9 protein-coding genes are annotated in these 12,924 nt (G+C 51.0%); all 9 read right to left on the bottom strand.

Translation table 11 applies throughout. The features are described 5' to 3' along the window. Nucleotides 1-111: 111 nt before the first annotated feature. Entirely contained in the window at nt 112-2,328 is a 2,217-nt protein-coding gene (locus LQK91_RS02155; protein ID WP_004571289.1) for a phage tailspike protein, read from the bottom strand. 82 nt (nt 2,329-2,410) lie between these two features. Further along, nucleotides 2,411-3,445, bottom strand: a complete 1,035-nt coding sequence (locus tag LQK91_RS02150) for a glycosyltransferase (protein ID WP_004571288.1) — start codon at nt 3,443-3,445, stop codon at nt 2,411-2,413. Between the two features lie 46 nt (nt 3,446-3,491). Further along, nucleotides 3,492-4,244 carry a glycosyltransferase family 2 protein gene (locus LQK91_RS02145; protein WP_039659802.1) on the bottom strand — a complete coding sequence of 251 codons (753 nt, stop codon included), beginning with the start codon at nt 4,242-4,244 and terminating at the stop codon, nt 3,492-3,494. Nucleotides 4,245-4,314: 70 nt separating this feature from the next. Then, on the bottom strand, nt 4,315-5,232 hold the full coding sequence (locus tag LQK91_RS02140) for a glycosyltransferase family 2 protein (RefSeq protein ID WP_004571286.1): 918 nt from the start codon (nt 5,230-5,232) through the stop codon (nt 4,315-4,317). Between the two features lie 129 nt (nt 5,233-5,361). Further along, entirely contained in the window at nt 5,362-6,498 is a 1,137-nt protein-coding gene (locus tag LQK91_RS02135; protein WP_039659798.1) for an EpsG family protein, read from the bottom strand. Between the two features lie 277 nt (nt 6,499-6,775). Then, complete coding sequence (gene wzc / locus LQK91_RS02130) at nt 6,776-8,953, bottom strand: tyrosine-protein kinase Wzc (protein WP_039659797.1); 2,178 nt, start codon at nt 8,951-8,953, stop codon at nt 6,776-6,778. Nucleotides 8,954-8,965: 12 nt separating this feature from the next. Continuing rightward, entirely contained in the window at nt 8,966-9,400 is a 435-nt protein-coding gene (locus tag LQK91_RS02125) for a protein-tyrosine-phosphatase (protein WP_008926086.1), read from the bottom strand. A gap of 9 nt (nt 9,401-9,409) precedes the next feature. Next, nucleotides 9,410-10,549, bottom strand: coding sequence for a polysaccharide export protein (locus LQK91_RS02120; protein ID WP_033762024.1), 1,140 nt, complete (start codon nt 10,547-10,549; stop codon nt 9,410-9,412). 294 nt (nt 10,550-10,843) lie between these two features. Continuing rightward, complete coding sequence (wbaP, locus tag LQK91_RS02115; protein ID WP_004571283.1) at nt 10,844-12,277, bottom strand: undecaprenyl-phosphate galactose phosphotransferase WbaP; 1,434 nt, start codon at nt 12,275-12,277, stop codon at nt 10,844-10,846. Between the last annotated feature and the right edge of the window lie 647 nt (nt 12,278-12,924).

The raw sequence follows: 12,924 nt of genomic DNA, 5'->3' as shown, positions 1-12,924 counted from the left end.
ATGGGCAAAATGAACTCTGATTAAAAGTAATGCTTTACGGGATAACGCACCCAAAGGTAGTGCTCCTGTTGAAACCGGCCGCCTCCATTCTGGCGGCCGTTATAGACGCTGTTACGACTTAATCGCGAAGTAAGGCAGTGCAACCTGTTTCCCGTTGATTACCACGGAAACAAACCCTTCTGGCTTACTGGTATCAACCTGATCGGCAGCGATCGGACGGGAAGCCATTAACAGATCGCCCTGCTCGTTGGCACCGATACCCGCTTTGCCGTTGTGCAGGCTGAAGCGCTGTGGCGCGCGTTTCGTCGCGTCACCTGACGGTGGATTACCCTTCTCCATTACCGCATTGACCCGCGCACAGCGCCCGGTCACAAAGCGATCTTTACCGGTGGTTTTCACCAGCACGGCAGCCGACGGCGTCCAGCCCGCCAGTTTGACGTAGAGATGCACATCGGTGTCATGCTCAGCCACATAGCGCACATCCACAATCGGGCAGCTGCCTTCGGCTGACCAGCTCGCTTCCGAGCGGTCTTTCTTACGCTGCACGTGGATTACCGCGCGGCCGCCGGTGGTCTTGTCGCCGATCAGGTTCATCAGCGGCTTATCACCACTGCCGTTACTGAATTGCGACTGACCGAAAATCTCGATCTCCCATGAATCCCCCACCGTCGGTGAGTAGAGGCTGCCGAGATCAAACCAGGTTTCCTGATTCGTGTTGTTCTCTAAGCGCCAGCGCGAGGTGATGTAGTTGTACTTCAGGCTGCCATCCAGTGCGACGCCATAGGACTCAACGCGGGTAGAGCCCATTTCCCAGATGCTAAGCAGACGATCGCCCTGCATGGAGTTATCAATCCAGCTGCCCGACTGGAGACTGGTCTGACGCATATTCAGGCGAGTGTTATGGGCGATAAGCGGATTCTTACAATCCTCAATGCTCAGCGCATCAACGATCCACTGGCCGTTGGAGAGATCGCCTGGGTTATCGCAGTGCTCAATCCAGCCGTTATGGATAATTGACTGACCGCAGCGCGGCAGGTTAAGGACTTTACCGCCACGACAGTGCTGCGCATTGAAGTTTGACAGCTCAATTGCGGTGCTGTGGTCCCATTTGCCCTGCTTCTGCCCTGACCAGCCCGATTTAATTACGTCGCCGCTGCAACGAGAGGCGTACCACTGGTCAATTTTACAATCGAGGGTATCCTGCAGGCTGATGGCCGTGCCGCCAACGGCGTTAAAGCGCAGGCAGGCACCCCGGAAATATTGTCCGCCAGGACAGTTGTTATGGAAAAAGCCCTGCTGATTTGCACTCTTATCGCTGTTGCCATTAAAAATCAGGTTGGAAAGTTCAACGCGACGGGCGTTCATCTCAAAGACGAACGCTGACTTACCATCCGAGACAATTGTGGTCGCTGGAAAATAGCCGAAGTTCACCATCGCACCGGACATGCGGAAGAAGTTGAGATACTTATCGCCAAGGTTACAGGCTGAGACCATAAAGGTACCGGCCGGGAACTGGACGCAGATCTGCTGGTTAGCCTGCTGCGACCACTGGAACATCGCCATAATGGCGGGTGCCGTATCGGTTTTGCCATCGGCAATCGCACCGAAATCAAACAGCGTCAGGCGGTTAAAATCGTCTACCACACGACGCCAGGAGAACCCCTCACCGGCAAAATTCACACCGCCATCATTCTGGGCAGGCTGGAAGCTCCCGACAAACTCGCCGCCGCCAACTTCCCGTCCTTCATGCCAGCTTTTCAGCTTAACCTTGGCCCCTTCAAACAGTGGACGGGTTTTACGTAACTCCGCCACAGACGCAATCTCACCAATCAGCTGATAACCCGCTGGCTGCGCCAGACGCTGACTGAAATCTGCAGCGCCCGGACGACTGACATCCGCAATGTTGAACAGCGTCTGACCGTTGCTGTCTTCCACCGTCATCGAATGCGAAGGATCGGCAATCAATGCGGCATTGTCCTGAATAAACTGGGTAAAATTGCCTTTATTCAGCGCGATGGGCTGCGCAATCTCAGACACCTTACCGCTGGCGTCACGCAGGAAGACCGGAATCTGGTTGCCAGGCTTACTGGCATCCGCACCCGCTTTACCGATCCAGAGTTTTCCTTCAAAGCTCTGCCAGAATTGCGGTGGCATCGCGTAGACATTTTCTGGCGTCAGGATCGGCACGTCGCCTTTCGGGATATTAGTGGCATCAACCGGCTTCAGGGCAATACCGTTACTTTTTGCAGCGTAGCTGGAAAAGGTGCTCACGGAGAGAGCCCCCACCAGAGCGGAGGCGGCGGTCTGTAAAACTTCTCTTCTTTTCATGCATCAATTCCCGTAGTCAATAAGGCCATTGGCCATGGCGGTGTCCCTGAGGCACGTCGCAAGTGAGCGTTTCCAGCTCCGGTTAAACCAATGACAGCCAGCTTTGCTTAATCTGGTTACCGTCGAATTTCAGCGCGGTTTGTTTGGTTTTTTCGCTCATGGCATAGAACAGGGCGTCATCGGTAGCGAGCTGCTCCATTCGTGCCAGAAACGTGGCTTTATCATTCATCGGAACCAGGAAACCGTCTTCACCGTGATTGATGATCTCCTGCGGTCCGGTCGGACAGTCATACGCTACAACGGGCAGTGACCAGGATTTTGCTTCCAGCAGCACCAGTGGCAATCCTTCATAACGCGAGGTCATCAGCGCCATATCGCTGTCACGGTAGTAGTCATTGATATTGCTGACCTTACCGACAAACTTCACGCTGTCAGTGATGCCCAGTACGGCGGCCTGATCGTGCAGCTGCTGACGCAGTTCACCATCACCGGCAATCACCAGCGTCCAGTCCGGATGGCTGCGTGCGAAGTCGCGCCAGATATCCAGCATCAGATCAAACCCTTTCTGGTTATCCAGACGGCCCACCGCCAGCGCCTGACGATGACGAGTCTGACGCTGAAAACCTTTGTAGACGACGGGGTTAGGAATTTGCTTGCTGGGAATGTGCCAGCGGCTGAACACCTGATGATCTTTGTCGGTCAGAACAATCACGCGGTCGTAGTAGCGCAGCAACAGAAACTTGAGGAACTTGATCGGCTTGCTGAAGGAGTTAATGGCAATGTGCTCGCAGGCGTAGGCTTTGCCCCGTTTCTTCTTCATTGCCAGCAGATTCCAGAAGGCAAACATGACGCTCAGACGCCCCATGCTGATCAGGAAGACGGTATCGAAACCCTCTTCGTGGATCCGGGCTACCGCGCTTTTAATGGGGTTGCTCTGCCCTTCGAAGCTGACAATCTGTCTGACATGTTCAAACGGATAAAAAGTCTTACCACTGCCTTCCAGCGAGTAGATGGTGACGTCATGTGTTTCGCCAAGACACTCTGACATGAAGTTACAGATGTTCTCGGTGCCCGCATACGAATAAGCATCTTTGATCACCAGGACAATTTTTTTCATGAAACGCTATCCACCTCAAATAATAAAGACAATCCTGCCGACAGGCTCAACGATGCTTAAGGGTAAACAGCACACCATTCACCATATACCAGGCGTAATAGTAATAGATTTTTAACGGATTGTTTTTATAGATAATTCTTAATAATTCAAGGTGCCACTGGGCTGCTTTGTTCTTATTGCGAGAAAGGGAATCGCCTAATTCGTAATAGTTGACAAGAATCGTCTGAATTACCCGTGCCTGCTTATAGCGGGTGAATAATTCATACAAAAACAGGAAATCTTCATGACCTTTGCGCTGGAAGAAAAGTCCCTGTGGCGGACGACGGAAACAGACAGAGGAGAAGCAGACGCGATACTGCTTTTTCACAAAGTTGTCCTGCTGCAGGTAAGGCTTTCCGTAGGTAATGTCGTGCTCAGCCTTGCGGGTTTTATAGTGATATTCGGTAATCACAAAATCATCACCGGCGGCGATAGCAGCTACCTGCTGGGTCAGCTTATCCGCATGCCACTCATCATCGCTGTCAAGAAAGGCAATAATCTCTTCAGTGGCCGCGCGCAGTCCGACGTTGCGGGTCTCTGCTGCGCCCATGTTGACCGCGTTATCCAGAATGGTAATGCGCGGATCCTGACAATGCTCCCGCACAAATGCCAGCGAGTCATCAGTGGATTTATCGTTGACCAGATAGAGGTGCCAGTCGGTATAGTGCTGATTGATAACCGATTGCACAGCGCGTAACACGGTCTGACGGGCATTGTACATAGGCATAACAATGCCAACGGTTCCAACAGAAGTATTCATCTTCAACCCTGAATGTAAACGAAAAGAGAGGTGCTCCTGGTATCAGGAGCAGAGCGAGGCGCAGTGCGCGTCAGGAGATCGCTTTCTCACCGCCAAAACGTGCTTTGACCTTGTCTTTAACCCGGTTCATAAAATAAGCACGGTTGTCTTTATTGGTGAGGAAGAAGTAGCGAGCAAAGCTCAGGCTCGCCATCAGCGACTTACCGTCCATCTTGTAGCGCAGCGGCAGCTTAAAAGCTTTGTAGGTGTGGATATCACGCGGGGTAAGATGCGGCTTCATGCTATCAAGCCAGAACATCGAATAGTTCACCGATTCGCCTTTATGTTTTGAGCCAAATTTTGTGACCAGGTGGTAGTTCGCCAGCGGTGCGGCGATCATCACAAAGTCATAGCCCATGCGGTCGGCACGAATGCAGAAATCATAATCCTGATGACGGATGTAGCGGGTATCGAACTGAATTTTCGCCGCATCTTCCCGTTTCAGCACAATCGTGCTGGTCTGGATAAAGCCATAACAGCCGAACAGATACTCAGCGACGGTTTCATTTTTGCCTGGTGGCTGCATTGGCATCACTTTCAGGAATGTGCCGTCCTGATAGATATTTACCTGGCTGAAAATAACGACATTCTTTTTGCCCTGTGCGTCCAGTTGAGCAATTTTTTCAGTTACCTGCTGCAGTTTGTCCGCCGCCCACTCATCATCGGCGTCAAGAAAACTGACATAATCACCGGTCGCCAGCTCAATGCCTTTGTTACGTGCACCGGCCCCGTTGAGTTTGACCTCAGAAAGCACCAGATTGATGTCGAGATCCTGATAGCGTTCGCTGCGAACGACCTCCGCCAGCGCGGCGGCATCTGCAGACTTATCATCCACGATGATGACTTCGAAATTACGATACGTTTGTGCTTTAACGCAATCCAGCGTCGTGACAATCGATTCTGACGCGTTATAAGCCGGAATTACGATGGAGAAACGAATGTCCTTCATTGCCAGCACCTCATTAAAAAGTTCAAAAAAATAAACAGTTCAGTCGACAACGGTCGATTAAAAATCTGAATTCTCACACGCGAGCGCCCCCGCGTGACACTTATCACGAAGGGGCGCCCGTCGGGTCAATCAGTGGACCAGCCAAAACTCCCGCGCCACTTCATAGCCAGTAACGGCCTGCTTGGTTGAAATGGTGTTGTAGTAGAGGTAATAGAGCAGGAAGAACACCAGCATCGCGTACAGCGCTGGCTTCCACGATCGCCTGGCCTGATAAATCAGTGAGGTCAGGATGATCGGCTCGACCTGTTGCAAATAGTTGGACAGGCGCGAACCTGAAGGGAAGTTGTACAGGAAGATCCTGACAGCACCGCCAATAGCAAAACTCATGATCAGCAGATAGTTAAGACGATACTGAGCATAATTTTCGCGCTTCAACTGGTCAGTAAGCATGAAATAGAAGAAGACAAACACCAGCATGATGTTTTTCAGGTTCGATACGGCCAGGATGCTGCCACCCATTGCGTAGGACGGGTCATTGTTATAGCCCGATGCCCTTTCCCCCAGCGATCCAAGATGACCCGCAATCAGGGCAACAAAGCTGGATCCGCCCACTACGGACAGCGGCAGACTGGCAACGATAATGACCACAGGCCACCAGCGCCAGTCGCGAATAAACAGGAACGGCACAAGTGTTACCACCATTACGGCAGTGTTATGGCTTGTAAACGACAGAATAAAGAAGGCAAAAGCCCACCAGTAACGCTTGAGATAGATTGACCACAGGACACCAAGGAACAGCGCAGAACTCAGGCCAAAGCGAATCTGGTTTATATCTTTGTTAATAAAGATGTGCGCTGAATAGAGCACCAGCGCCAGCACCGGATACGGTGACATCTTTTTGAAAAAGTAAGCATTGATGGATACGGCAAGGGCGCAGAAAACAAACAGAAAGATGCTGGCATTATGCGAAAACAGACTGGTGATCCAGGCCGTGGCAAAAATCAGCGGTTCGTAACGGAAAAAAGCAACGGTTTTAAAGAAGCCGTTAATCTCTATACGTCGAACAAAGTCTTCAAAGAAGCTCCGGTACTGGAAGTCATCCATGCCGGTGCCAAGGCCGCGTATTCCCCCAAAAACAATCAATAGAATGGCAGCAAAACAGAGCAGCCAGGTCAGAATATGATTTGTGCGTTCGTCTTTTTTCAGGGCTAATTCAAACAGCGAAATCAGCAGTAAAAATCCTGATACATACCAATATGGAGCCATGGTGTGATTCCTTAATTCCACAAGTTCTCATGCCAGCAATAATCACGCTTCGCCTTCCCGACGGGCTTTTCAGTAAACCTGACAGTACGGTCACACATTGCGTGCAGGCAATGCCATGCTGGTGATGAATTCTGTTGATTGACGCTCGCCATGCGATTTATAGAGGTATCGCTTTTGTGGGTTTGGACAGAATAACCTGTGTAAATTGATGCGTGTCGTCATTCAAAAGGACGATAAAAAGGGGCGGTCAGACCGCCCCCTGGTTATTACTCAATGATCAGCTTTTGCTGGGCTTGCTGTAGTCATAGGCGTAGTAGTCATAGCCATGTCCGTAAGCATTGGCGGCTTTACGCACCACGGCATTGAGGATCACACCTTTAATCTCAATACCGTTCTGGGCAAAGCGTTTGAAGCTGACGTCCACTTCTTTGGTGGTATTGGCTTCGAAACGCGCCACCATCAGTGAAGTACCGGCCATTTTACCGATAATTGACGCATCGGTGACGGCCAGGATTGGCGGCGTATCGATTAACACCAGGTCGTAGTTCTTGCTCGCCCAATCCAGCAGCTCACCCATACGACGATGCATCAGCAGCTCAGACGGGTTCGGTGGAACCTGACCACGTGGCAGGAAGTCGAAACCGTAGACGCCCTGCTGAATCAGCGCCGGGCTGAATTCCGTTTTACCGGAGAGCACGTTTGACAGGCCTGATTTGTTATCCGCGCCCAGCAGCTCGTGGGTGTAACCACGACGCATGTCGCCATCGATAAACAGAACACGCTGACCCGCTTTCGCGACCAGTGTCGCCAGGTTGGCACAGATAAAGGTTTTACCAATACCCGGGCTGGCGCCGGTGATCATCAGGATGTTGTTTTTCGCTTCCATCATGGCGAAGTGCAGGCTGGTGCGCAGGCTACGAATCGCTTCGATGGAGAGGTCAGTCGGATTACCCAGCGCCAGCAGTGTTTCGTGCGGGTCGGTTTTCACCTTGCTGCCACGACGCGCCAGCGCTTCGGTATCTTTCTTACGCTGCCACTCAGAGAGTGGAACGCTGGCGTAGACATTCATGCCCAGCTCTTCCAGCTGTTCAGGGTTCTCGATACCGTGATGCAGCAGGGCTTTCAGCAGAACCAGACCCACTGACACGAACAGGCCCAGAATCAGGCTTGCAGCGATAATCAGCAGCTTCTTCGGTGCAACCGGCGCGTTAGCGGTCTGCGCATTGTCGATGATGCGGACATCACCCACGGTGCTGGCTTTGCTGATGCTCAGCTCCTGCTGACGGTTCAGCAACTGCATGTAGATCTCCTGACCTGACTGAACGTCACGGGTCAGACGCAGGATTTCCTGCTGAGTCTGTGGCATGCCAGAAATTTTCTTGTTCAGCTGAGCCTGTTCACCTTCCAGCGTTTTGCGTTTTTCAAGCAGCGCGCGATACGTTGGGTGATCTTTGGTAAACAGCTGAGACACTTCAGCTTCACGGAAGGTCAGTTCGTTCAACTGGCTCTGCACGCTGACAGAAGAGTCCAGGGCGGATTTCGCTTCCAGTGACAGGTCAACCGATTCGTTCTGACGACGGAACGTATTCAGTTTGTTTTCTGCTTCATCCAGCTTGGCGCGAACGGCAGGCAACTGAGTGCGTAAGAACTCCAGGCTTTTCTCTGCCTGCTCTGACTTGCGCTCAACGTTCTGTAACAGATAGTTGTTCACAATCTGGTTCAGGACTTTGCTGATCTGCTCGGGATCTTCACCCAGATACTCCAGACCCAGTACGCCGGTATCTTTACCTTTGTCTGCAACGGTCAGGTTAGCCAGTACGGAACGGATCGCCTGCAGGTCATTCAGCTTAGTCACGGTGAAGCTGGTGCCTTCATCGGCATGAATCTCGCTCACTAGCATGCTGATGTCGCCGTGCGACTCCAGCTGGCCGACTTTACCTTTAAACAACTCATCGCCATCTTTAGAGACGGTGTAGCTATCCGGACCGGTAACTTCCAGCTCGACATTACGTTTTTCGACAGTGCGTGGGATTTCCAGACGCGAAATCGCGATATCAGCAGGTTTGTTGCCCATCAGGCGCGACAGGCCCTTGCCGATAACCGGGAAGTAGTTCTGCTCAACCACAGTATCCAGACCCAGATCGTCAACGGTTTTGCCGATGACCATACGGGATTCCAGAATCTCGATCTCCGTATCGGAGGCTGGCGTTTGTGGCAGAATGCTGTCAATTTCGTTCAGGACGGTACTGGCATTCTTCTGCTCAACCTGAACTAACGCATCTGCGCTGTAAATCGGTGTTGCAAACAGTGTGTAGAGTGTTCCCGCCAGCATGAAAAATGCGGTAACGGCAACAATGATCCAGCGATGATCAATTAGCTGTCCCACAAGATGCGCCAGATCCCATCCATTCGAATCCTCTCCCGGCGCAGTTCTGACCTTATTTTTTATATTCATGGATAATCCCAACTATCGGCTTAATACGTTGACCCATTTCTGGGTAGCGTTTTCCAGTAACCCGTAAATCTCTTCAAAGGCCTCACGGCTTTTTCTGTACGGATCCGCAATTTCTTTCTGATTGAGCCAGTGCCCAAGCAACATGGTTTTGCCACGTGCAGCCGGGTCGATGCGATTGACCTGTTCAATATGTCGCTTTTCCATGACCAGAATCAGGTCAGCCTGACGGCACATTTCGGCCGTCAGTTGCTGTGCCTGATGTCCTTCCAGCGACAGACCCTGTGCTGCCGCGACCTCGGATGCCATTCTGTCGGCCGCATGGCCTACCAGCGCTCCCAGGCCAGCAGAGCGAACATCCAAATCGGGCAATGCACGTTTAAACAGGCGCTCTCCGGTAGGAGAGCGGCAGATGTTGCCAATGCAAACGACTAACACGGACGTAATCATGGTCAGACCTTAGTTCGACCAGTTGCGGATACGCTGTGCGGCCTGAGTCGCATCGTTGATACCAGCAATGGTTGGTATCAGTTGCGAAATCACACGGTTCCAGCGCGTCAGCGGTGTAGAGGTGACATAGACGATGTCATAAGGCTGGAGCTGGAAATCGGTTCCCATCACCATGGATGCCGCATCTTTGGTGTTCAACTGATAGATGTTGGCAATCTTGCTGCGATCGGTGCCGTGCAGTGGACGGATAACGAAGACACCAGTAGCGTCAGAGGTGGTTTGATCCATCCCCGCCGCATTGCCCAGCGCTTCCGCCAGCGTCATGCCGCTACGGTCCATTTTCAGCGTGGTTTGCTGCTTCACTTCACCCATCACGAAGATTTTCAGATCATCGTTACGCGGAACGTAAAGAATATCGCCTGGATAGAGCAGGTGGTTCTGGCTCAGGTCGCCGTTCTGCATCAGTGCCTGCAGAGAGACGCGCTGTTCACGACCGTTGTGCGTCAGCACGACGTTACGCCAGTCAGCATCAGGTGCCAGGCCGCCAGCGGCGTTGATCGCATCCAGAACCGTCAACGGTACGTTGGTGATCGCCTGCTGACCTGAGGTGGTCACAGAACCCGTAACATAGGTTTTCTGCGATTTGAACGAGGCGATGCTGACATCAACCTGTGGACTTTCAATATACTGAGCCAGACGACGCGAAACTTCGTCACGCACTTCGCCGACGGTACGGCCCGCGACACGGACGCGACCAATGTAAGGATAGAAGATGGTGCCGTCAGAATGCACCCAGTTACCGGTGTCGCTAGCGCTACGGTATTGACCCGCTGGCGTGGTCAGTTCCGGGTGATCCCAGACTGTCACGGTCAGGACATCGCCCACGCCGATACGGTATTCATAGTTCTGAATTTCGTTCTGCAGTGCCGGGTTCGTCTGAGCCACCAGAGGCTTAGGACGCATCTTTTCAACCAGTGAAGGCGTTAACGGAAAGACGTTGACGTATTTATCGATGTCAAAGTTGCTATCCTGCTGCTCGATAACATCTTTTCCTGATGTAGTAAGACGAGAACCGGGTTCGATTGTACACCCGACAAGGAATGTGGCGGATACCAGCAAGGGTATCAATTTCATTTTGATTGTAATCATTTAGATCTTCGCTATCAGTTATTTATTGATAGAGGCGAAACCGCCGCTGTGTAAGCGTCCAACAAAAAGTAAATCCTGGCTGACTAAAGCCTTAAGCACTGAACCTGTCGTTCATTATCCTTGCTCCACTTGTTATAAGTAGTGGCCATCAACCAGGGTGTACCTGAAACGCCTTGCATCATAGCGGACTATGGATGCACTGCGATATCCCTGGTGATGGCCGCTATTAACGACACGCCTGACAACGGCACAACACCTCTGAGCGCGCGTTAGCACGCTCATTTCGACTCACGGTTAATAGGCACCGTCGCGTTTTAACACCACACCCACTGTTTTGAACAGAATGGCAATGTCATTCCACAGTGACCAGTTTTTTACGTACCACGAATCGAAATAGACGCGGGTTTCATAGTCAACGTCATTACGACCGCTGACCTGCCACAATCCCGTCATGCCCGGCTTAGCCATCAGGTAATAATCAACATCACCAGCATAACGACAGAGTTCATCTTCAATGACCGGACGAGGTCCAACCAGACTCATATCACCGCGCACCACGTTCCAGAGCTGAGGCAGCTCATCGAGGCTTGTTTTACGGATGAAGTGGCCCACTTTAGTAATACGTGGATCATTTTTGAGTTTGAAATCTTTATCCCATTCCGCACGCGCAATCGGATCGGTGCGTAATACCTCTTCCAGCACTTCTTTGGAATTGATGACCATTGAACGGAATTTCAGGCATTTGAATTTACGGCCATTCATTCCCACACGTTCGTGACCATAAATCGGCGGTCCACCATCACGGCCCACCAGGAAGCCCAGCACCAGCAGCGCTGGCATCAGCATCAGGATAATTGAGAGTGCACCCACGATATCGAATGCCCGCTTCAGGAAACGCGAGGTGCGTTTAGCCAGGTTATTCTGAACACGCAGAATCATCACCTCATGGCTAAAGATATAAGCCATGTCTGTACCGTAAAGCGGAACACCACGCAGGGTCGGAATCACTGAAACTGAACGGCAGTTATGCATCGCCAGCGATTTTAGCCAGATATCACGATACTGACTCTGCTCATACTCGACTGCCACGATAAACTGGGTTTCGCTGTTAGTCAGGCTCCAGAGCTCCTGCTCATCACGCAGCACTGGCACGCCATTCATGATCTCCTGCGGACAGGTTCCATCAACGTCGTAGAAAGCGATAACGTCAAAACCCATGACCTCTTCGCTTTGCAGTGCCTGCCAGGCTTCGTGCGCATTTTTGCTGCTGCCGATAATAATGGTTTGTTTCTTCCACAAGCCTTTTTTATTCAGCAGACGTTTTGAGAGCGCACGACAGGTTGGAATTAAAATCAGCGCCAGAACCCAGGTCAGTAACCAGACGAAACGCGACATCTGCCACTGCGACAGTGCGGTGATCGACAGATCGATGACAGAAAATATAAGAATGGTACGAAAAACTTCTTTTAATTCGAACCAGAAAGGTTTCCGGTAGGTATAGTGCCGAAGCCTTACCCAGAACCAGCCAATACAAATTACCGACAGACAAATGTGTGTGGCAATTTTTAAATTCATTTCTTTTTCAGAAATATCTGCCAGCGGCGAACCTGAGTGAAGATTAATTAGCATCATCGCCACAAATAATGCTGCGTTGAAACAAATTAAGTCTGAACATGCCAGCATTAATTTGGTAATAAGACTTTTAAACGTAAATTCTGTATCGCGCATATTTAACTCTTTATTTTATTTCCTTAAACCCGCAACGGCTATCGCCTGTTAAATCATTAAGCGACGAAACCTCTCCAGACTGAGCCGTTTCTAAGGGGAGCTCCTGCGGCGTTTACGCCAATGATCTTAACCATAAACCAGTAATATTGTGATGAATACCAACAGATTACTCTGACTTAACCACCGCCAGCGCTGCTCACTTTATCAACAAAAACACGATTCGGGCACGCTACCGCCCTTGGCTGTCGCTGCCAATATCGCTGTCGTCATTCATATTGATCCCCGTAATGCAGTAACGTTACCGCATTGCATCGTGCAGACGTTCACCGGCGAATGACTCATTCGTCACATTGCGATTAATGTCGAATAGGCTCGCGAATTACGACTCTGGGGCAGAGTTTGCAAACTTGTTGCTATACTAGTTATTACTGGCTTGTTTACAAGCAGGTCCCGCTATCCCTGGACTATTTTAGGAAAAAGACTACCAGCGATTAGTATTGAGGCCTGACAGGCAGTGCAATGCTTTCTTCAAAATTAGGATTAATGCCATACTCGTGATGAGATAAATCGCATAAGCCCGACAGGTGAATATCTCATCCAGGGTTAAAAAGGAGTCAGAATACTCTCTGCTGCATACTATGAATTTA

Source organism: Pantoea sp. MHSD4, assembly GCF_021043305.1.
Lineage (GTDB): Bacteria > Pseudomonadota > Gammaproteobacteria > Enterobacterales > Enterobacteriaceae > Pantoea > Pantoea eucalypti.
The sequence above is the reverse complement of the archived record's forward strand: the minus strand, read 5'-3'. Positions and strand labels throughout refer to the sequence as shown.

Bases quoted from the DNA above. Each gene is read 5' to 3' on its own strand.
- LQK91_RS02155 (WP_004571289.1), bottom strand. From the start codon at position 2,328: ATGAAAAGAAGAGAAGTTTTACAGACCGCCGCCTCCGCTCTGGTGGGG.
- wbaP (WP_004571283.1), bottom strand. From the start codon at position 12,277: ATGCGCGATACAGAATTTACGTTTAAAAGTCTTATTACCAAATTAATG.
- LQK91_RS02145 (WP_039659802.1), bottom strand. From the start codon at position 4,244: ATGAATACTTCTGTTGGAACCGTTGGCATTGTTATGCCTATGTACAAT.
- LQK91_RS02140 (WP_004571286.1), bottom strand. From the start codon at position 5,232: ATGAAGGACATTCGTTTCTCCATCGTAATTCCGGCTTATAACGCGTCA.
- LQK91_RS02120 (WP_033762024.1), bottom strand. From the start codon at position 10,549: ATGATTACAATCAAAATGAAATTGATACCCTTGCTGGTATCCGCCACA.
- LQK91_RS02150 (WP_004571288.1), bottom strand. From the start codon at position 3,445: ATGAAAAAAATTGTCCTGGTGATCAAAGATGCTTATTCGTATGCGGGC.
- wzc (WP_039659797.1), bottom strand. From the start codon at position 8,953: ATGAATATAAAAAATAAGGTCAGAACTGCGCCGGGAGAGGATTCGAAT.
- LQK91_RS02135 (WP_039659798.1), bottom strand. From the start codon at position 6,498: ATGGCTCCATATTGGTATGTATCAGGATTTTTACTGCTGATTTCGCTG.
- LQK91_RS02125 (WP_008926086.1), bottom strand. From the start codon at position 9,400: ATGATTACGTCCGTGTTAGTCGTTTGCATTGGCAACATCTGCCGCTCT.